This window comes from Labrys okinawensis (assembly GCF_047345005.1).
GTDB lineage: Bacteria > Pseudomonadota > Alphaproteobacteria > Rhizobiales > Labraceae > Labrys > Labrys okinawensis.
The window spans coordinates 1,070,849-1,092,558 of the sequence record NZ_CP178864.1 but is presented as its reverse complement, the minus strand read 5'-3'; the positions used below and the strand labels follow the sequence as shown (position 1 = coordinate 1,092,558).

Genomic DNA, 21,710 nt, shown 5'->3' with positions numbered 1-21,710 from the left:
CCTATTTGCTCGACAGGTCGTCCGCGGCGGACTTCAGCGCCTCCTCGGGTGTTGCCTGGCCGAGCAGAGCCTGCTGCAGGGCCTGTTGCAGGCGGGCAGAGAACTGCTGGTAGTCGGGCACACTCGGACGGTTGAAGAGGGCATTGAAGGCTGCGTCCTGCGCCTTGACCAGGTCGATATTGGGCGGGTTCTTCGCTTCCGCCTCCTTGAAGTAGGACTTCCAGATCGGCGGGCTGGAGCCGGAATACTTGTTCTCGACCTCGGGCGAGGTCAGGTACTGGATGTAGCTCCAAGCCGCGTCCTTGCTCTTGCTGTTCTCGGGAATGCCGAGACCCTGGGCGCCATTCACCGTAGAGATGGTGGAGATGCCGGGAACGCCAGGGGGCGCCATCACGCCAACCTTGCCGATGACCTGGCTGTCCTTGGCGCTGGCGTTGGCAAGATCGTACATATAGGTCCAGTTGAGCGCGAAGGCCGCCTTGCCGCTCGAGAAGACACCGCGCACGTCTTCTTCGATGTATTGGGTGGAGTTGGGATTGGTCAGGCCGTCCTTGATGCTCTTGGCCATGAACTTCAGGGCGTCGAGAGCCCCGCCCGTCTGGAAGGCCGGCTTGCCCTTGTCGTCGAGAAACTTGCCGCCGAAGGCCTGCGTCAAGAGGGCGTAGTCGCAGATCGCCGCCTCGTTCTGGCTCCAGCTCCACACGATCGGATATTGGACGATGCCCTTCTGCTTGATGATGGCGGCATCCTTCATCACATCATCCCAACTCTTGGGCAGGTCGGTGATGCCGGCCTTGGCGAGCATATCCTTGTTGTAGAAGAGGAACTTGCTGTCTGCCGACCACGGCATGCCGTAGTCGCGGCCCTTGTACTGGGTGCTGGTCCAGGCACCGGTCTCCACGGCGTCACGTGTCTTGGCGTCGATGCGATCCGTGACGTCGGCCAGGGTCTTGTTCTCGGCGAATTCGGCTGGCCAGATCACGTCGAACAGCACCACGTCATAGCCCGCGCTGGAACCGGCAGCGAGAGTGATCTTGTCGTGCAGGGCCTCGTAGGGCACGAATTCGAGCTTGATCTGCACGTCCGGATGCATCTTGAGATAGGCATCCGTCATGGCCCGCACATCGGATTCCGAATAGCCGGCCTGAGCCTGAAACAGGGCATTGAGTGTTGTCTGAGCCTGCGCAGCCCCTGTCAGGGCGAGCGTCAACGCCGCGCCCATCACGGCGAAGGCTGATTTGCGAATCATTCCCACCGGCAAAATCTCCCTTTCTGGCGGCAGGCTTGAATGCCCGCCTGCTTATTAATGAAAAAGCTTTGTATTAAGGAGTCAAGGAGGCAAGTCTTGTCAATCAATTTATTGCGGAATCTTCATGCGCGGCAGTCAGCCGCGCGCCGTCGCGACACCAAGAATGGCCAGGGCCGGGCTGCTGATTTCGGGCAGCGCCTTGCTGGTGCGTGACCAGGCGGCGTTGGAAATATTGGGCTGCATGGCCATGGCGATGGGCAGCGCGGCCGCGCCCCTCGCCGGCAGGTCGGAGGCATGCTCGGCGGGCATCAGGCGTGGCAGGCGGCTGGCGCTGCGATGGGCCATGACCGGCAGCAGCGGCGCGGTCGCTGCGATCAGCCCGTCGAGAAGCTCCGACGGCAACCCGCCACCGATCACGATCGTGTCCGGATCGAACATCGCCTCGATGTTGCGGATGGCAATACGCAGATACTGCCCTGCCTGCTGCTGCCAGCCGAGGATGCGCAGGTCTCCATCACGGCAGTAGGCGGCGAGTTCCTCGGCCGGAACTTCATCAGGTGCCCGGTCCGGTCCGCACACCGCTTCGGCCGCTGCATAAAACGAGACATATTGCTCCAGGCAGCCGCGGCTGCCGCACGGGCAAAGCCGGCCGCCGGGCTTGACGATCATATGCCCGATCTCGCCCGCACCACCGAAAGCACCCCGATAATGATGGCCGTCCGTGACGACGCCGCCGCCGATTCCCAAGGTAAAATGTAGGTAGAAGAAGCTGTTAGCGACGCGGCCTATGCCGTAGAGACGCTCGCCGATCGAGGCGACGGTGGCATCGTTCTCAAGGATGACGCGATGGCCGGTAAGCCTCTCGAGCTCGCCCGCCATGGGGAAATGCGTCCACTCCTCCGCCTCCTGCACCTTGTCGTACCAGAAGGCGCCATTCACCACCGTGCCGGGCACGCTGCAGCCGATGCCCCAGATCTGCTCCTCCGGCACCCCCGCCTTGTCGATGAGCCTCCGGGTCTGGGCATGGAGGATGCGGGTGATCGCGGCTGGATGGCGCTCTGCGTAGTCGCATGTGTCGCTGGCGACCACCTCGCCGGTGAGATCGACCAGCACGCCCATGGCGCGACGATAGGCGAGGCAGAGGCCGATGGTATACCCGCCCTGCGGATTGACCGAAAGCTCCACCGCTGGCTGGCCGCGCTGCCCCACGCGCTTGCCTTCCTGGCGGATCAGCCCGGCCTCCTCGAGTTCGGCGGCAATGTTGGAAATGCCCTGCACGGTGAGGCCGATTTCCCGTGCCAGTTCGGCTCTCGTCACCGGTCCGTTGCGCCTGACGGCGTCAAAAACCGCCCGCCGGTTCAGCGCCCGGGTCTGCTCCAGATTGGTGCCCGGCAAGGCACCGGCGCGGTCCAGCCGTCCCGTCATGATTTTTTTCCTCTCGACTACCGGAGCATTCCGGGATATTCAAACAGTGTTTCAATAATAGGCGCTTGTCAAAGAAAGCGCGCGGAAATCTCACGGGAGGCCAAGCATGTGGAAGGCAGGACGCTTGCCTGAGGGCCGCGGGGTATGACACGGATTGCAATCGGGATCGACATAGGGGGGTCTTCGGTCAAGCTGGGCGCCGTCGACGAGAGCGGTGCCGTGCTGGTGCGCAAGCGCATCCCGATCGAGCGCGAGATCGGTTTCCAGGATTTCGTCTCCACGGTTGCTGGGGCAGTCGAAGAACTCAGTCCGCAACTGCCGGCGATCTCGACCATCGGCATCGGCGTGCCCGGGACACCGGATCCCGATAGCGGCATGCTGCTCGGCCGCTGTCCGGCCATTCCATCCCTCGTCGAGGCTTCCCTGCGCGGCCCGTTCAGCCAGCGTTTCGGCGTGCCGGCCATCGTGCGCAACGATGCCATCTGCGCCACCTATGGCGAGATGCGCCATGGCGCCGGACGGAACCTCGACCGTTTCGTGCTGTTCACGCTCGGCACCGGCATCGGCGGCTCGGTGGTGATCGACCGCAAGGTGATCGACGGCCCCAATGGTCTGCCGCCGCAGCTCGGCTGCATGTCGATGGATCCGGCGCGGATGGACATTGCCGACCCCGTACCCGGCATGCTGGAAAATCTGGCGAGTGCCCGAGCCCTGGTGAACCGCTACCGGCAGCTCCAGCCCGGCAATCCGGCCTCCAATGCCGAGATCGTGGTCGATCGCGCCCGCTCCGGCGAAGCAGCCGCGCTTCAGGCGGTTGACGAAGTTGCGCGCTGGCTCGCCCAAGCCATCGGCATCATGTCCAACATGCTCAATCTCGAGGCTGCGATCATCGGCGGCGGCCTGTCGGCGGCCGGCGCCTTTCTCACGGACCGCATCGCCAGGCATGTGCGCGATTTCGTGTTGCTCAAGCCCGGTCGGCCGCCCGTCATCGTCACCGCCGAGCATGGTAACAATGCCGGCCTGATCGGCGCGGGCACGCTGGCGCTCGACGCTCTTCCCGTAGCCGCCTAGAGCGTCTTGCCTTCAGATCGCATTACCAAGAATCGCAAAATGCTTTTGATACCAATAAGTTAATTTCGAAATCTGCTCAGACCTGAACGCATTTTGCTCTAGGCATCGCCGCTATCAGCAGGAACATCACCAGGAAAATCCATGGCCAATGTCTCGCTCCAGAAGGTGGAGAAAAGCTACCAGAACCTCCCTGTCGTGCATGGCATCGACCTGGACATCGCGGACGGCGAATTTGTGGTGCTGGTCGGCCCCTCCGGCTGCGGCAAGTCCACCACGCTGCGCATGGTAGCGGGGCTGGAGCGCCTGACGGATGGACAGATCCTGATCGGCGACCGCGTCGTCAACGATGTGCCGGCCCGCGAGCGCGACATCGCCATGGTATTCCAGAACTACGCGCTCTACCCGCATATGACCGTGGCCGAGAATATGGCCTATGGGCTGCGCCTGCGGAAGATGGACGAGGCCGAGGTCAGGAAGCGGGTCGCCAGCGCTGCCGAGATGCTTGACCTCAACGCCCTGCTGGAACGTCGCCCGCAAGCCCTTTCGGGCGGCCAGCGCCAGCGCGTCGCCATGGGGCGGGCCATGGTGCGTGAACCCAAGGTCTTCCTGTTCGACGAACCGCTCTCCAATCTCGACGCCAAGCTGCGCGTCAAGATGCGAGCCGAAATCAAGAAGCTGCACCAGATGGTGCGCACCACCACGATCTATGTCACCCACGACCAGGTCGAGGCGATGACCTTGGCCGATCGCGTGGTGGTGATGAACAAGGGCCGGATCGAGCAGGTCGGACCGCCGCAGCTCCTCTATCATGAGCCGGCTAGCAAATTCGTGGCGGGCTTCATCGGCAGTCCCGCCATGAACTTCATCCCCTGCACCCTGGAGAGCCGCGACCAGGGCTTCGCCGTGGTGCTTGCCGACGGCACCCGACTGCCGGTTCCGGTCGAGCGCCAGGCGCGCTATTCCGGGCTTGGGGGCCGCAGGCTCGAACTCGGCCTGCGGCCCGAGCACCTCACCGAGCATCGCGGTCGCGCGGATGCGGCGGATGTGAAGATGCAGGTGGTGGTGGTCGAGCCGATGGGCATGGAAACGCTGCTGCACGGTTATGTTTCCGGAACAGAAGCGACGGCCCGTATCGATCCGGCTGCCGCGCCCAATCCGGGTGTGGTCGTCACGCTGTCGGCCAGCATGGCGCATATGCACCTGCTCGATCCCGAGAGTGGCAAGGTGCTCTGACTGGGAGCGCGGGCATCTCAGCATTGCGTGACATCCGACCCTGCATGGAGTAGAGGCTCGCCTCCACTTCGCGAAGTCACCAATGCCGCGCTACAAAATCCTGATCGAATATGACGGCACCCCCTATGTCGGCTGGCAGCACCAGGCCAATGGCCGCTCGGTGCAGCAGGCGATAGAGGAAGCGATCCTCGCCTTTTCAGGCGAGGCGCTGCGCATCCAGGGCGCCGGGCGCACCGATGCCGGCGTGCATGCTACCGGCCAGGTGGCCTCCGTGATGCTGGCGAAGGATTGGCGCACCGACCGGGTGCGCGATGCCCTCAACGCCCATCTCACCCTGCAGGACGACTACGTCACCATCCTCGGCGTCGAAAAGATGCCGGATGCATTCGACGCGCGCTTCTCCGCCAAGGGGCGGCGCTACCTCTACCGCCTGATCGATCGCCGGCCACCTCTCGCTCTGGAGCGTCACCGCGCCTGGCACATCCGCAAATCCCTCGACGCCGAGGCGATGCACCATGCGGCGCAGGGCCTGATCGGCCATCACGACTTCACCACTTTCCGTTCGGCCGACTGCCAGGCCCAGAGCGCCATGAAGACGCTGGATCGGCTCGACGTCATGCGGGTGGGCGAAGAGATCCACGTCGTCGCCGCGGCGCGCTCCTTCCTGCACAATCAGGTGCGCTCGATGGTGGGCTCGCTCCGCCGCGTCGGCGCCGGCGACTGGGACCGGGCCGACCTCGTCGCCGTGCTCGAAGCGCGTGACCGCACCCGCTGCGCGGCTCTCGCACCGCCTCACGGGCTTTATCTGACGGGCGTGACCTACTGACGAAGAGGTCCTCGACCTTCAATGGGGTGCTTGCTGTCCAGGGCCTGGCCCCCCTGGGAGCGCCGGCGTCGCGGGAGGGTGCTTCCTGTCCGCGAGGGTGGAGAGACTGGTCGTGATCAGGCCGAGGACGACCGCCAGAAACAGGGCTGCGACCGTGCGGGCTCCTCCGGTCATGCCCGGAAAGGCCGCATCGAAGGCCGTTGCCCGCTGAAGCATCGTCCATGCAAAGAACGCAGCCGGTGCGATGAGCATGCGGATCCAGTCATAGCGATCCCAGCTTCCTCCAAGCAGGCGCGGTATCGCGAAAAGGATAACGGACAGAGCAATCAGCCCCCAGAAAGCTGCCCTGAGTGTCGGCACGTCCGCGGGGATCACGGTATTCGTCGTATCGGTCAACGTCGCGATGATGAGGGCATGCAAACTGAGAACTTCCGATGGCACCAGCGCTGCGAGCGCATCGACATATGTGCCCAAACCAGGGTTCGCAGTGCTCGTACTTTCGCCTGAGGGAGCGCTCTCCCGGACGTTCGTCAGCTGTGCATAGACCAACGTACTCATGGTTGCCCTCCCACGCGCGAACGCCGTGTCGCCAATATCAATATCCGTCCAATACTTGAAACCTTGCAATCGTGACGTCGACGTGAACCACGACAGCCTCAGATCGCGTTCCTGGCCTCGCGCATTCGGCTCGGCGGAACATCGTGCAACCGGCGCCAGGCGCGGCGAAATTGGCGGGCGGAGGAGAAGCCGGCGCGTTCAGCGACGCTTTCCATATCGAGACGCGAACTCGCCATGATGTCGCCGGCCAGCGTGATGCGGGCACGATTGACGTAGTCGGTGATGCTCATCGCCGCGTGCCCGTTGAACAGGCGGGAGAGATGACGGGGGCTGGCGGCGGCGATATCGGCAAGGTCTTCCAGAGTCCAGGCTCGCCGGGGATCCGCCACCACGGCGTCCTGGGCCCGATGCACCGCCGGATGGATGTGGTTGCGCCCTTCGAGCCACGGCGATAGCTGCGGATCGGCGCCTCCGCGCCTGAGATAGACCACAAGCTGGCGAGCAATGGCGACGGCGCAGGCCGGGCTTGTCTTCCGCGCCACCAGATGCAGCATCAGATCGACGCCCGCCGTCACCCCGGCACTGGAAAGCCGCTGGCCGCTCTCGACGAAGAGGCGGTTTTCCAGCACGCGCGCCTTCGGCGCGATGCTTCGCATGAGGTCGATATAGGAAAAATGCGTCGTGCACTCATGCCCGTCCAGCAGGCCGGCGCGGGCGGCCAGCAGCGCGCCGGCACAGATCGAGACGACTTGCAGGCACGGCGTCACGGTCCGCGCCAGCCAGTCGCAGATCAGCGCTTCGTTGCGTGCATCGGCGATGGCATCCTTGTCGTCGGCGCGCAGCGGCTCGGTGGTGCTGCCGGAGATCACCACGAGCGCCTCGGTCGGCAGGGTCTCCGGAAGCGGCTCGAGGCCCGTGAGGTCAAGGCCGATCGAACTCGCCACCCGCGGTGTCGGGCTGAGATAGCGGATGTCGAAGCGAAGACGGTCCTGTTCGCGGTTGGCCAGCCGGAGCACCTCCATCGGCCCGGCGACATCGAGCAGCAAGGTGCGCGGCGGCAGCACCATGAAGACGGGTATGACCTGCCGCGCGCCCTTCATGCTCAGGCGGCCTTGCGTTCGGGGCGGCCGGCGAGCGCCTCGGCCACCGTGGCAATGCGTGCGAACCGGCCTGAGAGCACGGCCTCCGTACGAGCCTTGAGCTCTGCCGGGCTCCAGCGCCGGCCGGCTGCATCGACGATATCATGGGTCAACGTCGCCGCGCTGACGAAATCGACCTCATAGCCAAGATCGGAGGCATGGCGCGTGGTGGTCTCGCAGCACTGCTCGGTACGGATGCCGGAAACGATCAGGCGGCGGATGCCGTGGCTGGTAAGCCAGACATCGAGGCCGCTGCCGACCAGCGCGCTGTGCCGGTGCTTGTGGAACACCGCATCCGGGGTGATCGAGATTGCCGCGATCGTGCGGACAAAGCCGGAGCCCTCGGAAAAGGCGGCATCGCCGTCGACATGGAAGATCTGCACCACCGGGATGCCCTGCGCTTTGGCACCATCGATTAGCGCCTGCTGCTCACGGGCGAAGGCGGGCAGGTCCTCCTCACGCCAGACCGGCAGCTGGCGGAAGGATTCCTGGACGTCGATGACGAGAAGCGCGGTATCGGATGCGGACATTTGATGCCTCCATGGAGTGGATAATGGAAGCATTTTAGCGCGGCAGATCAAGAGAGAAAGGCAGGCACGGGACAAAGAGCGGACAGTTTACGCCATTAGGTGCCGCGCAGTTGACGAAGCGGGTTTTCAGTCGCGCCCAATATCCAGGCGAGCGCACAGTAAAGTCCAAAGCCAGCTCCGCAGAGGGCTCCCAAAAGCCCCATGCGAAGCAAGCTTGACTTATCGGAGCCCATCCAGGGCTCAACCCAGTCTCTCGAGACCCAGAGCGCGACCGCCATGAGCACCGCCGCAAGCACGAGTCGCGGCAATCGCTTCACCGCCATGGCGTCCACATGCAGCAGTCCGCTCCGCCACGCCGCAATGGCGAGCAGGAACAGGTTGATCCAGCCGGAGGCGGCGGCGGCGGCGGCAATGCCCGTCTGGCGCCAGACGGGGAAGAGCGCGAGGGAGAGCGCCACGTCAGCGGCCATGCCGGTCAGGGCGACGATGAAGGGCAGGCGCATCTGCGTGCGGGCGAAGAACAGCGGCTGCAAGACCTTGGCGCCGGCGAAAGCGGGCAGGCCGGCGGCGAAACCGGCCAGGGCAAGAGCCGTGGCAGCACCATCCGTGGCGTTGAAGGCGCCGCGCTCGAACAATACGGAGACGATCGGTCCGGCGAGCACCATCAGGGCAAGGCCCGCGGGCAGGCTGAGGAAGGCGGCGAACTCGGCGGCGCGGCTGAACACCGTGCGCTCGGCCTCGACATTGCCCTGCGCGCTGGCTCTCGCGAGTTCCGGCAGCAGGGCATTGCCGAGCGCGACCGCCACGATGCCGAGCGGGAGTTGATAGACGCGGTCGGCATAATAGAGCCAGGTCACCGCGCCGGGGTCGGGCGAAGCCACGACCAGGCCGACGAAGGCATTCACCTGGGTGACGCCGGCAGCCACCACCCCGGGCAGCGCCAGCAGGAAGAAACGGCGCACCGCGCCGTTCCAACGCAGCCGCACCAGGCGCAGCGACAGGCCCGAGTGCCAGAGTACGAAGAATACGAGGGCGCCTTGGGCAATGCCGCCGAAAAAGATCGTCCAGGCCAGCATGCGGGCGAGGGTCTCCTCATCCCGCCAGCCCATCAGCGGCGCTGCAAGGAGACCGGCAATGGTGACGACATTGACCAGTGCCGGCGCATAGGCCGAAGCCGTGAAATGGCCGTTCACATTGAGCATCGCGGATGCCACCACCATCAGGGCCGTGGTGAGGCAGTAGGTGAAGGTGATGCGCGAGAGCGAAACGGCGAGGTCCACCCGCCCGCCGCTCTCGGTGAAACCCGGTGCTATCACGCGGATGAGCAGCGGCATCGCCAGCAACGCCAGGGCCGAAACGATGAAGAAGATCAGCGCGACCTGCGTGAACACCTGGTCGGAAAAGGCCTGGTCCTCGCCGCGCTTCTCGGCCTCCGCATGCAGCGGCACGAAGGCGGTGTTGACGGCTCCTTCCGCGAACAGGCGGCGCATCAGGCTCGGCAGGCGGAAGGCGACGACGAAGGCGTCAGCCGCCGGCCCGGCGCCGAGCGCCGCCGCCACCATTGTGTCCCTGACAAAACCGAGGATGCGCGAGAACAATGTCGCGAAGCCGACGGACGCGGCATTGCGCAAGAAAGCCATTAAAGAGCCGAGCCTTTTCGTTCCAACTCTTTCTTGCCGCAGCGCAACACATCGCTATAGTCCGCGCGCTTCAAACAGAGACACTGCATGCCCATACCCCATTCCGGCGCGAAGCCCCGTTTCGACGTCCTCACCATCGGCAACGCCATCGTCGATGTCTTTGCCCACACCGAAGACGATTTCCTAGTCCGCGAAGGTCTCGCCAAGGGGGCGATGATTCTCACCAGCGAGGAACGTGCCGAGCACCTTTACGCTGCAATGGGCCAGAGCGTCGAGATATCCGGAGGATCAGCCGCCAACACGGCGGTGGGAGTCGCCTCGCTCGGCGGCAAGACCGCCTATTTCGGCAAGGTGAAGGAAGATGAGGCCGGCCGCGTCTTCACGCGTGACTTGCGCGCCCAGGGCACCCATTTCGAGACGAAGCCGCTGAAGGAGGGCCCCTCCACCGCCAAGAGCTTCATCCTCGTCACGCCCGACGGCGAGCGCACCATGAACACCTATCTCGGCGCCTGCCATTTGCTCGGCCCCGCCGACATGGATGAGGGGGTGGTGCGCGAGGCTGCCATCACTTACATGGAAGGCTATCTGTGGGACCCGCAGGACGCCAAGGACGCCTTCCTCAAAGCCGCCAAGATCGCCCATGAAGCCGGGCGGCGCGTGGCGATCACCCTGTCGGATTCGTTCTGCGTCGACCGCTTCCGCGACGAGTTCCTGGACCTGATGCGCTCGGGCGTGGTGGACACGATCTTCGCCAATACGCAGGAGATCAAGTCGCTCTACCAGACCTCCGATTTCGAGACCGCGCTGCAGCTCGTCGAAAAGGATTGCCGCCTCGCCGTTGTCACGCGCTCGGAAGAAGGGGCGCTGGCGATCGAGGGGGGCACCCGTGTCTCCGTGCCGGCCTATCCCATCGGCAGACTGGTCGACACCACCGGCGCCGGCGACCTCTTCGCCTCGGGCTTTCTGTTCGGCCTCGCCCGCAATCTCGGCCACCTCGCCTCGCTCAAGCTCGGCGCCCTGGCCGCTGCGGAAGTGATCCAGCATGTCGGCGCCCGCCCGGAGATCAATCTGCGCGCCATGGCCCAGGAGAACGGGCTGCTCTGAGCTTATGATGCGTGCCGGCCCAGCAACCGCTGGGCCGCGATATCGAGGCATTCTTCGAAGGCTCCGAGATCGGTGAACATCGCTTCGGCCGCCACGTCCCGGGTGACGAAGGCGCCGCCTCGCGCCTCGATGCCGCCATCGAGCATCAGGTTCTCGATCATGTCGAAATCCTCGACAGCGAGGCCGTCGGACCCGCGTGGCCGCCCCAGCGCGTCGGGATGGACTGCTCCGCCGTAATAGGCCTTGAGCCGCCCGAAATGATCGCTCGCGACATTTGAAAAGCCATAGGCCGGGCAGCCGCGGGCACACATGAAGCCAAGCTCGTAGACCGTGCCGACATCGGCGGCGATACCGCGGAAGGGCGTGAGATTGGCGATGATCATCTCCGCGCTCAGCATCAACTTCTCATTGACGGCACTGATGGCTAGGCCATGGCCGCGCTTGGTCTCATAGGCCGGGATGTCGAGATCGCCGGGCGAGACCGGCGTAAAGCCGTAGCGCCGGGTCAGGGCGATCTTGGCATCGAGCACCTCCCGCCCATTGGGCAGGAAGACCTCGGGGCCGGCGAGATAGACTTTCATGATCCTTCCTTCTGGCATGGAGAGGTCTCTGTCTGTCGTGGCAAGGCGCGCCCATTCCTGTCAATCGCGCCACGCTCGGAAATTATCGATTGTTCGATCACAGTCGTAGAGCCGCGCGACGAGACGTCCTAAAGCAGGATCATGGCCGACAATCAATGGCTTGGTCCGCCAACCACACACTCTTCGCCTGGAGCCACGACTTCGCGTTTCCGCGCCCTGTCCGGGCCGGAGCATGAAGAAGATCGGGGCGACGGCGGCCGCAGATGCGGCCGCGAAGCTTATATTCGTGGAGACCTGGCTGCCTGTCGATGCGGCCGCCGTCGCCCCTTCCTTCACCCATGGCCCGCGCGCCGACATCAACGCGGCAAGGCCGGGGCGTCGTTTCCATCGCCTGGGAGTCCGACAGGGGGCGGCCTTTCGGCCCCGCCGCTTCAGCACCTCCAGGCCGCCAGATGGAAGGCACGCCCAGGACAGGAGGGCGCGGCCCCTCCTCTTCCAAGCCATGCAGGTCAGACGATATCAGCCATCATGGCTTCCGAGCCAGGGAAGCCGTCGGCCGCATGCATCGTCTCGCCCAGGGAACCGACGACGGGGATGGGCGCGCATGGAGCGATTGCTCGCCCCGCCCGCCGGCGCCGACAGCCCTGTCCTCGCTGTCGACGCCACCCTGCCGGCAAACCGGCAGGGATCCAACCAGGCTCCCAAGGCTCGGCCTTGCAAGCCGAGCCCGAAAGCCCTTTCCCATCGCATGGGGATCGCAAGGGCGGCTCCACGCACCGCCGATCCCACAGGTTCCTCATCAAGCCCCGCCAAGCAGGCCAAATGGACCGGATCGAACCTCCGGCGCTGCCGAAGGCGAGAATCCCCCGCCGCCCGAAGACGGCGAGCCGGCCTGCCTGATCCCCCGCTCTCCCACCCCCTCCTGGCTTGCAGCCATGACGAGCAGACAGGAAAAGCGCTGCGGCTGGCGTGCCGCCGGCGAAAACCGGGATCAAAGGGGCTGGGCGGAAGCGGCGGTTCGATCGGGTCCCGGATCGTACCGCGTGTGCTTCGTTCCGCAAGGGAGTAGGACATAAAGGAAAGTAACTGTCAAGCCATGTTCTTGGTATGTGTTGGATGGACGTTGAGTATGGCGCGTGGCTTGCGCCGCGGTGAGCGGGAGGAGACTGGAGATAAATATGGGAGCAATTGGTCTTCGCGGATCTATACCCAAACCGCGGGAACACGTTCGATCCGGAGACTCGATAGTGTGGGAAATAAGTCAATTGTTGCCGTAGCCCAACGACGCCCCTGGTTGAAACGGCTCCTTGCCTCACTCTTTCGATTACGAGTATATCTAAGCTTATCGCCTACTGTAGCGTGGACTCTTCAAAGTTCGGGGTTAATTTATGAGGAAGTATCTTTTGTTTTCTATGCTGGCATTGACCGGTTGTGTCACGCCGCCTGAGAAAATTAAGCCAGTAAGGACAGATAATCGGCCCTGCACGCTCCAAGACCGTGATAGACTTGCTGATTTGACAGGGCTTCAGAAAACCAGTGCCAATAGAGATGCATGGAGTGTCTTTGCATACGGCGTGCCCGCCCCCAATAGTGAAGATCATTCGCCGGAAATCGCAAGACTAAAGGGACGCTGTGGCGTGCCCTAACACCGCAATGCATTCACGGTTAGCCGCTAGAGACCGCTAGGGTAAAATCCGTCGAGGTCCAGGTGCGTACAATCCTCGTTATCGTAGCGGTGATGTTCAAGTAGACTGTCGCCGTAATTCCATGGCAGCAATAGGGCAGGAAACATTTCAATGACAAAATTGCTGGAAGTTGCGCATCTTCAGGCGGAGATCGCTGCGCTTGTGCCGAGTTCGCGGACCATGAGGCTTGCCGTTGCCTTCTGGGGCAACGGAGCCATCGAAGCTCTAGGATTGCCTGAAACGCTCGGCCACGCTCGCATTGTCTGCAATCTTCGCCTAGGCGGCACCAATCCCAACCAGCCCAGGGCTATCTGAAACAGTGGAAGCCGATCATTGATCGCGTCCTTCAGGCGTACCCTCACGAAAGCACCATCTGCGTCGACCTGGGCAAAGTCGCCGAGAAATTCATGAAATGAGCGTCTCATCCTAATCTGCTCGATAGCCTCGTCCTGAACGCCGCTGGGCTAACGACATAAGCTCGCTTGTGGGAGCGAAAGATAACTTCCAATCCGTTGCCGTTGAAATTACGGTGACAATGCATTTATGGAGTGCATGGACCGCACCCGTTGGGTGAAACAGGCTCCAAATTTACTGAGCAGTCGTATTAACTCAGCACCAGCTTCAGGCCCAGAACCGCGAAGGCCGCGGCGAAGCCGCGCCGGAGCCACGCGAGTACGCGCGGGCGCGAGAGGATGGAACGGCGGGCAGCGGCGGCGAAGGCGCCATACAGGAGGAAGACCAGGAAGGTCAGCGCCATGAAGACGAGCCCCAGCTCCAGCATCACCGTTGCCGGATGAGGCGCATTCGCCGGCACGAATTGCGGGAGAAAGGCCAGGAAGAAGATCGACAGCTTCGGATTGAGGATGTTGAGAAGAATGCCGTTGCGAATGATCGCCAGCGGCTCGATCGGCCGGCCCTCCTCCTCGACCTGCAGCGCCCCGCCGTCGCGCCATACGCCCCAGGCCATGTAAAGCAGATAGGCGACGCCGAGATATTTGATGCCCTGGAAGGCCAAGGCGCTGGCATGGAGCAGCGCGGCCAGCCCGATGACGCTGACGCCGATGTGCGGCAGGATGCCAAGCGTGCAGCCGAATGCCGCGATGCCGCTGGCCTTCCAGCCCTGGCCGAGGCCAAGGGCGAGCGTGTAGAGCACGCCGGTGCCCGGCAACAGGATGATGATGAGGGAGGTGAGGAGGTAGTCGGAGGTCATGGGTGGGTTCCCGTTTGGCAACCCGCAGGAAAGCCGATCAGGCCTCCGCTGTCTTGAACGCATTTGCAGGGCTGAGATGCTCGTGCACGATCTTCCAGCCCTCGGCATCCCTACGCAGGACCGTGGTACCGCGCCCGCCGCCCCAGACCGGTTCGCCTGCCGCCATACCCTTCCAGTGGAAATTGTAGATGCAGCTCGCAGCGCTGTCCCCTATTGCCAGCCAGTACAGGTTCTCCAGGGTGTAGACCTCGTTCTCGACCGCCTTCCACGCCGCTTCGAAGGCGCGCCTTGCGGCCTCGATGCCACGATGGTCGCCGTCGGAGAACCAGAACACCGCGTCCTCGGCGATGACGGGCAGCAACGCATCGAAGTCATGCAGAGCAAGCCTGGCCAGATAGAATTTCATGGCGTCTTCCGGATGCATGATTGCCTCTTCGCCCTACAGGATCTTATCTGATGACAGCCGCATAGGCACCCGGCGAGACGCCGTAAACACGTACGAAACGCCGCGTCATATGGCTCTGGTCGGCAAAGCCGCTCGTGGCGGCCGCCTCGGCAAGGGGCATGCCCTCCGCGATCAGGCGGCGCGCCATGTGGATGCGGCGCTGCATGAGATAGGCATGGGGCGTCATGCCTGTCGCCCTGGCAAATCCGCGCACGACCTGAAACTGGCTGAGGCCGCTCTCCTTGGCAAGGCTGGAGAGGGTGACGGGCGCAGCGGGATCGCTGTCGATCAGGTCCCGGGCACGCGCGATCGGCGCGGGCGGCATGGCTTTGACCGGGGCTTCACCCCGCATCCGGGCGAGAAGCAGCAGCAGCGCCTCATCCCGCTTCAGTCGCGCTTCAGCCGACCCGCCTTGCGTCACGGCGCGAAACAGGCGCTGGAACTGCGCCAAGGGAGGCCGGTCGGCGAGAACCGGGGCGGTAAATTCGAACGCCAGCTTTCGACCTTCCTCGATGTCGTCGATCGCTGCAGCGACGACAGCGGGATCAAGATAGAGCATGTGCCAACGCCGGCTGGCCCCGCCAATGGGTATGCCATCATGCACTTCACCAGGATTGACGGTGATCACGTTTCCTGCGCCTGCCTCGACAAGCCCGCGTCCGCTTGCCGATTTCTGGGCGCCACGGGAAATGAAGCCCACACCAAACTGGTCATGGGTATGGCGCGGAAAACTATGGCTGCTCTCCGCCTCCACCGCCTCGATGCCGGCCATGAAGCAGCGGGGCATGCTGAAGCGGTTGCCTGCTCTGGGTCGCCTGTCGTGGATCATACTTGCCATGGCGGCATTGATGCCCTTGTTTCGGGCCGGCTGCAATTCCATCCAAGACGGCATCTGCCCCGCCGGACAGGATGGCTCGCGTTCGATGTCCCTTGCCGAGACTTTGACGATGACGTTCAGCTACGCTCCAGCCCTTCTCAGGGAATTTCCCGAACTCGTCGCGAGCGTCCGTCATGTCACGGGTGTCAGGGCGATGGGTGATGTCTCGCGCCTCGTGCGGCCCTTCTGCGATCTCGCTGCCAGGCGGCTCGAAGGCCGCAGCGAAAGCGACCTGCCGGAGATCCAGGCCTGGCGCCGCACCTTCTCGAAAATGGGACTGAAGCCGACCCAATATCGCTGCGCCGCAGAAGCGCTTCTGCGGCGCTTCCGCAAGGAGGGCTCGCTGCCTTCCATCCATCCGCTCGTCGATCTCTGCAACGGCATTTCCCTGGCCTTCGCCATTCCGATCGCAGTGTTCGATCTGGACAAGGTGAGAGGCGGCCTGCAGGTGCGCCATGCCGCAGGTACCGAGAGCTACGAGACCTTTGCCGGCGAAATCGAGCATCCCGAACCGGGCGAAGTCATCTTCGCCGACGAGGGCGGACGGGCCCATGCCAGACGCTGGACCAACCGCCAGAGCGGCCTCTCCGCGATCCGCCCCCAGACGGACCGAGTGCTGATCGTCGCCGAGGCGATGCATGAGACGGCGGGGGAGGATATGGGGCGCCTGGGCGAGGCGCTGGATGGTGCGCTCAGGGAGGTTGGTCTAACCATCGGTTGAGTTTCGATCGGGAGATCGAGGCTCCGGTCCCGTGTCTCGTGCCGCCAGCCTGAAGACATAGAACTTCGTATCGACGGCCATGAAGAGAAAGCTCTCGGGCAAGTCGGCCTTGGCGATCTCCACGAAGCCATGCTTCTCGTAAAAGCGATGGGCAGCCAGGAAGCGGTCGGTGGTGCCAAGGAAGACGTCCCGGATACCCCGCTCCCGTGCCTCGTCGAGCAGCCGCTGCAGGAGCGCGGCCGCCACGCCCAATTCCCGGCCACGGAAGGGCGCCGCCACGAACATCTTGCGCAGGGCCGCCTGGTCGTTGCCGATATCCTTGAGGCCGATCGATCCAACCACCCTGCCCTCGCAGCGGGCCACCCAGAAATCGCCCTTGCCGCTCTGGTAGAAGGCAGGAATGGCGGCAAGATCCGGCTGGTCCTCGGCCGTGATGGCGAAGCCGAATTCCTCGCGCTGGATCGGCAGGATGAGGTCGATCACGCCCTGCTGGTCACCCGCCTTGAAGCTGGCGATTTCGATGGCTCCGGTCATCGCGGCGGCACTCTCACAGCATGCTCGGCAGCACCTTGTCCGGCGGGGTGTGCCCGTCCATGAAGGCGCGGATGTTGACGATGACCTTGTCGCCCATGTCGGTGCGGCCTTCGATGGTGGCCGAGCCCATATGCGGCAGCAGCACGACGCGGCCGCTCTTGGCGAGCTTCACCAGGCGCGGATTGACGGCCGGCTCGTGCTCGAAGACGTCGAGCCCGGCGCCGGCGATCTCGCCGGCATCGAGCATCTTGGCCAAGGTCGTCTCGTCGATCACCTCGCCGCGAGCGGTGTTGATCACCAGCGCCTCGCGCTTGAGGAGCTTCAGGCGGCGGGCCGAGAGCAGGTGATAGGTCGCCGGCGTGTGCGGGCAATTCACCGAGATGATGTCCATGCGGGCCAGCATCTGGTCGAGCGAATCCCAATAGGTCGCCTCGAGCTCGGCTTCGATGGCCGGATCGACATGGTGGCGGTTGTGGTAATGCACCTGCAGGCCGAAGGCCTTGGCGCGGCGGGCGAGCGCCTGGCCGATTCGGCCCATGCCGATGATGCCGAGGCGCTTTCCGGTGATGCGGCGGCCGAGCATCCAGGTCGGCGACCAGCCGGGCCAGGCATTGTCGCCCTCGGGAATCACACGCGCGCCCTCGGGCACGCGCCGCGCGACCGCGAGAATCAGCGCCATCGTCATGTCGGCCGTGTCCTCGGTGAGCACGCGCGGCGTGTTGGTGACGGTGATCTTGCGCGCCACCGCCGCTTCGACATCGACATTGTCGACACCATTGCCGAAATTGGCGATGAGCTTGAGGTTGGAGCCGGCAGCTTCAATCACCGTCTTGTCGATACGGTCGTTGATGGTCGGCACCAGCACGTCGGCAGTCTTCACCGCCTCGATCAGGGCCTCCTGCGACATCTTCTCATCGGTGAGATTGAGCCGGGCATCGAAGAGTTCGCGCATGCGCGTCTCGACGCTGTCAGGCAGGCGGCGCGTCACCACCACGAGCGGTTTTTTTCTGATTGTCATGCCGACCTCCCCGAAACTTTAAGACGGCGTTCACCGCACTCGGACAAACTGGACACATAAGCCCACCATTCGTCGCTGATCTTCCTCTAACAGAGCCGGGAGCACAGCAACAGAGCGGGACGCGGGCGAGAGTATGCGTTGAGGTTCGGCATGTCCTATTATGAAGAAGAAGAAACGCCGCGCTTGAGCCTGATCGCCAGGATCGGCTTTGCCGGCGCCTTCTGTGCCTTTGTCCTGGCGGGTGGCGTCTATTATCTCCATCACAAGCGCCTGACCCAGACGGTGGCCAATGCCAACGATGGCGTCAGCCCCGAGACCCTGGCCGATCCCACCGTGGCCGCCTTCATCGCCGGTTCCGGCAAGGGCGACGGCAAGGCCAATGCACCCACCGACGTCACCGGCTCGCTGCCCGACAGCTCGGCGGTCAAGGACCAGCTCGGCCCGGTCTCCGGCCTGCCGATGCCACGCTTCGTCAGCCTGAAGCCCGACAAGGTGAATGTGCGCCAGGGCCCCTCGCGCGACCAGACCGTTTCTTTCATCTACCAGAAGGCCAATCTGCCGGTCGAGGTGATCGCCGAATTCGAGAACTGGCGCCGCATCCGCGATGCCGACGGCTCCGAAGGCTGGGTGCTGCAGAACTTGCTCTCGGGCAAGCGCACCGCCTTGATTGCGCCCTGGTCGAAGCAGCCCACCCTGCCGCTCCTGGCCAGCGCCGACCGCAAGGCCAACGCGGTGGCGATGCTGCAGCCGGGCGTGCAAGCCAACATCAAGAGCTGCACCTCCAACTGGTGCCGCATCAACGGCGATGGCTTCGACGGCTGGATCCAGGAGAGCAATTTGTGGGGCGCCTATCCCGGCGAAGCAGTGGATTGAGCCTGGGAGCGCAGGCATCCTTGCCTGCTCTCTTCCCTTATCCCGAAGCGTAGCATTTCCAAAAGCGGACGGGACGTCCGCGCTCCCAGGGGCCTCCCATGCCGCGCATCCGCCTGAAGGTCAGCGGCATCACGACGCTGGTAGAGGCCCGCATCGCTGTCGAGGCGGGAGCGGATGCGATCGACCTCGATCCTCTCGGCTTCGCCACGAGCAGCATGACCCCCGACGAGGCAATAGCCGAAATCGCTTTGTCGCTTCCCCCGATGGTGACGGCGGTCGTCCAGACCAAGGCCCTCACGGCCGGCACCGTCGCGCAGCAGGTTGATGCAGCCGCGGCTACGGCCGTCCAGCTCATGCGCGCCCTGCCGGCGAGCGAGTATCCAGGCCTCAAGCGCATTATTCGCGGCCGCAAGATCATACAGTCGATCGAGCCGGAGCAGGCGCAGGCCCTGGAACTGGCGGCGGCCTGCGCCGAATTCGCCGATGCGGTCCATCTTCCGCTTGTCGCCTTCGAAAATCTGCCGCGCTGCCGGCAAATCGCGGAGGCCTGCCGGCTACCCATTTTCCTGGGACTGGCGGAACCCGAGAGATTTTCCATGGAGATCGCTGCTTTCCGTCCCTTCGCCATCGACATCACCACGCCTGGCGGAAGCAGTCCCTTCGACCCTGCGTTCCTGGCCAGACTCGGCTGAAGGGCGACGCATGTGCACTTTGTAACACTGCACGCAACATTGCCGCCCGAAACGCCTCCCCGCCGTTGCGTGCCCTTCGCCTCGTGCTAAGATCGCATCGGTGGGGGATAAGAGTGCGTTTTCATTCGGGAACGCCGCGTTGGTGTTAGCGCTGGCGGCCGTTCCCTGTCGAGGCTTTGACCCGCTGCGGCCCCCTCATGAATTCTTCCCTCGATGCGTTCGATCTCAATGCCGCGGTGCTGCGGCACTCGGAACGTGACATGCGCGCCTTCATGGCAGCGCTGGCGGTTCGGCTCGAAACCGCGCTGCCGGGCCGGGTGAGCGTGGAGCGCAGGCGCGACGGTTTCTTCTCCTCCACCCGCCATGTCACCGAGATCAAGGTCGAACATCCCGACGCGATCTTCTCCCTGGCCTACGGCAAGGCGGGCCTGACGGCGAGCCGCGCCAAGGTGGTGCATGGAGTGACCATCAGCACCGCCAGCCTGCCGGTGCCGCAATGGCTTGGTGAGCTCAACAAATCGGTCGCCGACCTCGCCGACCGCAGTGCCATCGCGGGAGATGTGCTCCATGGCTTCCTTTGATGGCCTCGACCCGGCGGATGTCCGCTTCGACAAATGGGAGCAGGCGCTCAACAGCGGCAAGCTGCCGGATTTCGTGGTGGCGCGCCTTGAGAAGGCGAAGACAGGCGCGGTGCCCTGGCTCTCGACCATGACGCCGGCCGAACTTCTGCTGGCACGCAGCCACGGCATAAAGCCGCTCGCCACCGTCTCCGGCACCTGCTGGTACCACTATGGCTGGAGCTGGACCGAAGGCCATGCCGAGGGCTGGAACATCGCCTTGACACGCCTGCGCCAGGAGGCGGTGGCCTGCGGCGCCAATGCAGTGGTCGACGTTCACATGCGTACCATCGCACGCGGCGAGAATGACAGCATGGACTTTACCCTGGTCGGCACGGCGGTGCGTTTCGCCAGCCTGCCGGCGGCGAAGGATCCCATCGTCGCCACGGTGCCGGCGCTCGAATTCGTGCGGCTGCTCGAAATTGGCATCGTGCCCACCGGCCTCGCGGTCGGGGCGAAATATGACTGGTTGCAGCAATCATCCTTCCGCCCGGATTATTCCACTGGCGGTTACAGCGGCTACAACACGCCCCTGACCGATCTCGGAAAGTTCTGGGAACGGGTGCGTCGCCAGGCCCATGCCGAATTGCGCGCTAACGCCGCGCGGCAGGGCAATGGCGTGCTGGCCGATGTCCATTTCGGCCAGCTCCTGCGCTATGAGGGCGGCGAGAACCAGCCAATGCGTTATCTCGGCCGCCACATCGTCATCGGCACGGTGGTCGACACGCCGCGCAAGGCCGACGTGCCGCACCACATCCGTACCGTGGTCGACATGCGTGACACGCTTTCGCCCCTGCGGCGCAAAATCGCCAGCCGTCACGGCTTCGGCACCAATGACAGTGAGGGAGGTATCTGATGTCCGATGGCGACAACATTCCGCAGCACGCGCTCGAACGCCTGAAGGGCCTGCGCAGCGCCGGCAATCCGGATGGCGTCTTCACCTCCGACTTCTCAGTCAATGAGTTCCTGCTGGTGCGCAAGGCCGGATTCGAGCCGATCGGCCTGTGCGTGGGCTCGTGCATCTATCATCTGGGCGTGCAGTATGGCCGCTGGACCAAGAACGAGGAGCTGACAACCATCTCGCAGGCCATGTACCACGCCCGCGAGCTCGCCATGAGCCGCATGCGCTCCGAGGCCGCCGACATGGGCGCCGATGGCATTGTCGGCGTCAGGCTGGAGGTCAAGCGCCTGGAATGGGATGAACATGTGCTCGAATTCGTCGCCATCGGCACAGGTGTCGTGCATGCGCAGGGCCACCAGGGCTTCAAGGGCGTGAACGGCCAGCCCTTCACCTCCGACCTTTCCGGCCAGGATTTCTGGACGCTGCTGCATGCCGGCTATCGGCCGCTTGAAATGGTGATGGGTTCCTGCGTCTACCATGTCGCCCATCGCGGCATTTTCTCGGCCATGGCCAACTCCATGCGCAATGTCGAGCTCACCAATTTCTCGCAGGCCCTTTATGATGCCCGCGAAATCGCCATGGAGCGCATGCAGGATGAAGCCCATCGCGCCGGCGCCGAGGGCGTCGTCGGCGTCGACCTGCATGAGGGCAATCACGGCTGGGGCAGCCATGTCATCGAATTCTTCGCCATCGGCACCGCGGTGAAGCCTATTGGCACGGAGATAGACCCCGCCACCATTCCCGACCCGCAGCTCGTGCTGTCGGTCAACACCTGATCCTT

Annotated in this window: 23 protein-coding genes; 11 read left to right on the top strand and 12 right to left on the bottom strand. The window is 64.0% G+C overall.

The window, feature by feature from the left end:
• Position 1: 1 nt before the first annotated feature.
• Complete coding sequence (locus ACMDCR_RS05250; RefSeq protein WP_413991506.1) at positions 2 to 1,249, bottom strand: extracellular solute-binding protein; 1,248 nt, start codon at positions 1,247 to 1,249, stop codon at positions 2 to 4.
• A gap of 135 nt (positions 1,250 to 1,384) precedes the next feature.
• The gene (locus tag ACMDCR_RS05245; protein WP_413991505.1) at positions 1,385 to 2,674 is read right to left on the bottom strand and encodes an ROK family transcriptional regulator; all 1,290 of its coding nucleotides are present in this window, start codon (positions 2,672 to 2,674) and stop codon (positions 1,385 to 1,387) included.
• A gap of 144 nt (positions 2,675 to 2,818) precedes the next feature.
• Here ACMDCR_RS05245 and ACMDCR_RS05240 point away from each other — a divergent pair, with 144 nt between their 5' ends.
• The 3 genes from ACMDCR_RS05240 to truA all read left to right on the top strand — a co-directional run bounded on the left by ACMDCR_RS05240 (position 2,819) and on the right by truA (position 5,804).
• Positions 2,819 to 3,745: an ROK family protein gene (locus ACMDCR_RS05240; protein ID WP_413991504.1), complete on the top strand. Its 927-nt coding sequence runs from the start codon at positions 2,819 to 2,821 to the stop codon at positions 3,743 to 3,745.
• Positions 3,746 to 3,886: 141 nt separating this feature from the next.
• Positions 3,887 to 4,978: an ABC transporter ATP-binding protein gene (locus tag ACMDCR_RS05235; RefSeq protein ID WP_413991503.1), complete on the top strand. Its 1,092-nt coding sequence runs from the start codon at positions 3,887 to 3,889 to the stop codon at positions 4,976 to 4,978.
• An 82-nt stretch (positions 4,979 to 5,060) separates the two neighbouring features.
• Positions 5,061 to 5,804 carry a tRNA pseudouridine(38-40) synthase TruA gene (gene truA, locus ACMDCR_RS05230; protein ID WP_413991502.1) on the top strand — a complete coding sequence of 248 codons (744 nt, stop codon included), beginning with the start codon at positions 5,061 to 5,063 and terminating at the stop codon, positions 5,802 to 5,804.
• Positions 5,805 to 5,822: 18 nt separating this feature from the next.
• Here truA and ACMDCR_RS05225 read toward each other — a convergent pair whose 3' ends face one another.
• From ACMDCR_RS05225 to murJ, 4 genes are all read right to left on the bottom strand, one after another.
• Positions 5,823 to 6,362: a hypothetical protein gene (locus tag ACMDCR_RS05225; protein ID WP_413991501.1), complete on the bottom strand. Its 540-nt coding sequence runs from the start codon at positions 6,360 to 6,362 to the stop codon at positions 5,823 to 5,825.
• A 98-nt stretch (positions 6,363 to 6,460) separates the two neighbouring features.
• Positions 6,461 to 7,462: a GlxA family transcriptional regulator gene (locus ACMDCR_RS05220; protein WP_413991500.1), complete on the bottom strand. Its 1,002-nt coding sequence runs from the start codon at positions 7,460 to 7,462 to the stop codon at positions 6,461 to 6,463.
• A 2-nt stretch (positions 7,463 to 7,464) separates the two neighbouring features.
• Complete coding sequence (locus ACMDCR_RS05215; protein ID WP_413991499.1) at positions 7,465 to 8,031, bottom strand: isochorismatase family protein; 567 nt, start codon at positions 8,029 to 8,031, stop codon at positions 7,465 to 7,467.
• A 95-nt stretch (positions 8,032 to 8,126) separates the two neighbouring features.
• Complete coding sequence (gene murJ / locus ACMDCR_RS05210; RefSeq protein WP_413991498.1) at positions 8,127 to 9,671, bottom strand: murein biosynthesis integral membrane protein MurJ; 1,545 nt, start codon at positions 9,669 to 9,671, stop codon at positions 8,127 to 8,129.
• 87 nt (positions 9,672 to 9,758) lie between these two features.
• Here murJ and ACMDCR_RS05205 point away from each other — a divergent pair, with 87 nt between their 5' ends.
• Positions 9,759 to 10,775, top strand: a complete 1,017-nt coding sequence (locus ACMDCR_RS05205) for an adenosine kinase (RefSeq protein ID WP_413991497.1) — start codon at positions 9,759 to 9,761, stop codon at positions 10,773 to 10,775.
• Between the two features lie 2 nt (positions 10,776 to 10,777).
• On the opposite strand, the gene ACMDCR_RS05200 is transcribed toward ACMDCR_RS05205, so the two are convergent.
• Positions 10,778 to 11,356, bottom strand: a complete 579-nt coding sequence (locus tag ACMDCR_RS05200) for a nucleoside 2-deoxyribosyltransferase (protein ID WP_413991496.1) — start codon at positions 11,354 to 11,356, stop codon at positions 10,778 to 10,780.
• Between the two features lie 1,796 nt (positions 11,357 to 13,152).
• Between ACMDCR_RS05200 and ACMDCR_RS05195 the strand changes: the two genes are divergently transcribed.
• Positions 13,153 to 13,356 (top strand): hypothetical protein, encoded by a 204-nt coding sequence (locus ACMDCR_RS05195; RefSeq protein WP_413991495.1) that lies wholly within the window; start codon positions 13,153 to 13,155, stop codon positions 13,354 to 13,356.
• 289 nt (positions 13,357 to 13,645) lie between these two features.
• Here the strand turns inward: ACMDCR_RS05195 and ACMDCR_RS05190 are convergent, their stop codons facing one another.
• Genes ACMDCR_RS05190 through ACMDCR_RS05180 form a run of 3 tightly spaced genes read right to left on the bottom strand, consistent with a single transcriptional unit; the run spans position 13,646 to position 15,483 of the window.
• A complete protein-coding gene (locus tag ACMDCR_RS05190; RefSeq protein ID WP_413991494.1) occupies positions 13,646 to 14,251 on the bottom strand; it encodes a LysE family translocator in 606 nt (201 codons plus the stop codon).
• 37 nt (positions 14,252 to 14,288) lie between these two features.
• Positions 14,289 to 14,657 carry a YybH family protein gene (locus ACMDCR_RS05185; protein ID WP_413991493.1) on the bottom strand — a complete coding sequence of 123 codons (369 nt, stop codon included), beginning with the start codon at positions 14,655 to 14,657 and terminating at the stop codon, positions 14,289 to 14,291.
• 43 nt (positions 14,658 to 14,700) lie between these two features.
• Positions 14,701 to 15,483 (bottom strand): AraC family transcriptional regulator, encoded by a 783-nt coding sequence (locus ACMDCR_RS05180; RefSeq protein ID WP_413991492.1) that lies wholly within the window; start codon positions 15,481 to 15,483, stop codon positions 14,701 to 14,703.
• A 160-nt stretch (positions 15,484 to 15,643) separates the two neighbouring features.
• Here ACMDCR_RS05180 and ACMDCR_RS05175 point away from each other — a divergent pair, with 160 nt between their 5' ends.
• Positions 15,644 to 16,294 carry a B3/4 domain-containing protein gene (locus ACMDCR_RS05175; RefSeq protein WP_413993541.1) on the top strand — a complete coding sequence of 217 codons (651 nt, stop codon included), beginning with the start codon at positions 15,644 to 15,646 and terminating at the stop codon, positions 16,292 to 16,294.
• On the opposite strand, the gene ACMDCR_RS05170 is transcribed toward ACMDCR_RS05175, so the two are convergent.
• Positions 16,280 to 16,828, bottom strand: coding sequence for a GNAT family N-acetyltransferase (locus tag ACMDCR_RS05170; protein WP_413991491.1), 549 nt, complete (start codon positions 16,826 to 16,828; stop codon positions 16,280 to 16,282). The genes ACMDCR_RS05175 and ACMDCR_RS05170 overlap by 15 nt on opposite strands.
• Before the next feature lie 13 nt (positions 16,829 to 16,841).
• Positions 16,842 to 17,846 (bottom strand): 2-hydroxyacid dehydrogenase, encoded by a 1,005-nt coding sequence (locus tag ACMDCR_RS05165; RefSeq protein ID WP_413991490.1) that lies wholly within the window; start codon positions 17,844 to 17,846, stop codon positions 16,842 to 16,844.
• A gap of 150 nt (positions 17,847 to 17,996) precedes the next feature.
• Between ACMDCR_RS05165 and ACMDCR_RS05160 the strand changes: the two genes are divergently transcribed.
• The 5 genes from ACMDCR_RS05160 (at position 17,997) to ACMDCR_RS05140 (ending at position 21,705) form a co-directional block, all read left to right on the top strand.
• Positions 17,997 to 18,719 (top strand): SH3 domain-containing protein, encoded by a 723-nt coding sequence (locus ACMDCR_RS05160; protein ID WP_413991489.1) that lies wholly within the window; start codon positions 17,997 to 17,999, stop codon positions 18,717 to 18,719.
• 98 nt (positions 18,720 to 18,817) lie between these two features.
• Positions 18,818 to 19,411 (top strand): hypothetical protein, encoded by a 594-nt coding sequence (locus ACMDCR_RS05155; RefSeq protein ID WP_413991488.1) that lies wholly within the window; start codon positions 18,818 to 18,820, stop codon positions 19,409 to 19,411.
• 197 nt (positions 19,412 to 19,608) lie between these two features.
• A complete protein-coding gene (locus tag ACMDCR_RS05150) occupies positions 19,609 to 19,992 on the top strand; it encodes a hypothetical protein (RefSeq protein WP_413991487.1) in 384 nt (127 codons plus the stop codon).
• A complete protein-coding gene (locus tag ACMDCR_RS05145; protein ID WP_413991486.1) occupies positions 19,979 to 20,884 on the top strand; it encodes a heavy metal-binding domain-containing protein in 906 nt (301 codons plus the stop codon). The genes ACMDCR_RS05150 and ACMDCR_RS05145 overlap by 14 nt, the downstream gene beginning before the upstream one ends.
• Positions 20,884 to 21,705 carry a heavy metal-binding domain-containing protein gene (locus ACMDCR_RS05140; RefSeq protein ID WP_413991485.1) on the top strand — a complete coding sequence of 274 codons (822 nt, stop codon included), beginning with the start codon at positions 20,884 to 20,886 and terminating at the stop codon, positions 21,703 to 21,705. The genes ACMDCR_RS05145 and ACMDCR_RS05140 overlap by 1 nt, the downstream gene beginning before the upstream one ends.
• Positions 21,706 to 21,710: the final 5 nt, after the last annotated feature.

What these genes read in the sequence shown, in the direction of transcription:
- ACMDCR_RS05250 (WP_413991506.1), bottom strand. Translation starts at nt 1,249, where the DNA reads ATGATTCGCAAATCAGCCTTCGCCGTGATGGGCGCGGCGTTGACGCTC.
- ACMDCR_RS05245 (WP_413991505.1), bottom strand. Translation starts at nt 2,674, where the DNA reads ATGACGGGACGGCTGGACCGCGCCGGTGCCTTGCCGGGCACCAATCTG.
- ACMDCR_RS05240 (WP_413991504.1), top strand. Translation starts at nt 2,819, where the DNA reads ATGACACGGATTGCAATCGGGATCGACATAGGGGGGTCTTCGGTCAAG.
- ACMDCR_RS05235 (WP_413991503.1), top strand. Translation starts at nt 3,887, where the DNA reads ATGGCCAATGTCTCGCTCCAGAAGGTGGAGAAAAGCTACCAGAACCTC.
- truA (WP_413991502.1), top strand. Translation starts at nt 5,061, where the DNA reads ATGCCGCGCTACAAAATCCTGATCGAATATGACGGCACCCCCTATGTC.
- ACMDCR_RS05225 (WP_413991501.1), bottom strand. Translation starts at nt 6,362, where the DNA reads ATGAGTACGTTGGTCTATGCACAGCTGACGAACGTCCGGGAGAGCGCT.
- ACMDCR_RS05220 (WP_413991500.1), bottom strand. Translation starts at nt 7,462, where the DNA reads ATGAAGGGCGCGCGGCAGGTCATACCCGTCTTCATGGTGCTGCCGCCG.
- ACMDCR_RS05215 (WP_413991499.1), bottom strand. Translation starts at nt 8,031, where the DNA reads ATGTCCGCATCCGATACCGCGCTTCTCGTCATCGACGTCCAGGAATCC.
- murJ (WP_413991498.1), bottom strand. Translation starts at nt 9,671, where the DNA reads ATGGCTTTCTTGCGCAATGCCGCGTCCGTCGGCTTCGCGACATTGTTC.
- ACMDCR_RS05205 (WP_413991497.1), top strand. Translation starts at nt 9,759, where the DNA reads ATGCCCATACCCCATTCCGGCGCGAAGCCCCGTTTCGACGTCCTCACC.
- ACMDCR_RS05200 (WP_413991496.1), bottom strand. Translation starts at nt 11,356, where the DNA reads ATGAAAGTCTATCTCGCCGGCCCCGAGGTCTTCCTGCCCAATGGGCGG.
- ACMDCR_RS05195 (WP_413991495.1), top strand. Translation starts at nt 13,153, where the DNA reads ATGACAAAATTGCTGGAAGTTGCGCATCTTCAGGCGGAGATCGCTGCG.
- ACMDCR_RS05190 (WP_413991494.1), bottom strand. Translation starts at nt 14,251, where the DNA reads ATGACCTCCGACTACCTCCTCACCTCCCTCATCATCATCCTGTTGCCG.
- ACMDCR_RS05185 (WP_413991493.1), bottom strand. Translation starts at nt 14,657, where the DNA reads ATGAAATTCTATCTGGCCAGGCTTGCTCTGCATGACTTCGATGCGTTG.
- ACMDCR_RS05180 (WP_413991492.1), bottom strand. Translation starts at nt 15,483, where the DNA reads ATGCCCCGCTGCTTCATGGCCGGCATCGAGGCGGTGGAGGCGGAGAGC.
- ACMDCR_RS05175 (WP_413993541.1), top strand. Translation starts at nt 15,644, where the DNA reads ATGACGTTCAGCTACGCTCCAGCCCTTCTCAGGGAATTTCCCGAACTC.
- ACMDCR_RS05170 (WP_413991491.1), bottom strand. Translation starts at nt 16,828, where the DNA reads ATGACCGGAGCCATCGAAATCGCCAGCTTCAAGGCGGGTGACCAGCAG.
- ACMDCR_RS05165 (WP_413991490.1), bottom strand. Translation starts at nt 17,846, where the DNA reads ATGACAATCAGAAAAAAACCGCTCGTGGTGGTGACGCGCCGCCTGCCT.
- ACMDCR_RS05160 (WP_413991489.1), top strand. Translation starts at nt 17,997, where the DNA reads ATGTCCTATTATGAAGAAGAAGAAACGCCGCGCTTGAGCCTGATCGCC.
- ACMDCR_RS05155 (WP_413991488.1), top strand. Translation starts at nt 18,818, where the DNA reads ATGCCGCGCATCCGCCTGAAGGTCAGCGGCATCACGACGCTGGTAGAG.
- ACMDCR_RS05150 (WP_413991487.1), top strand. Translation starts at nt 19,609, where the DNA reads ATGAATTCTTCCCTCGATGCGTTCGATCTCAATGCCGCGGTGCTGCGG.
- ACMDCR_RS05145 (WP_413991486.1), top strand. Translation starts at nt 19,979, where the DNA reads ATGGCTTCCTTTGATGGCCTCGACCCGGCGGATGTCCGCTTCGACAAA.
- ACMDCR_RS05140 (WP_413991485.1), top strand. Translation starts at nt 20,884, where the DNA reads ATGTCCGATGGCGACAACATTCCGCAGCACGCGCTCGAACGCCTGAAG.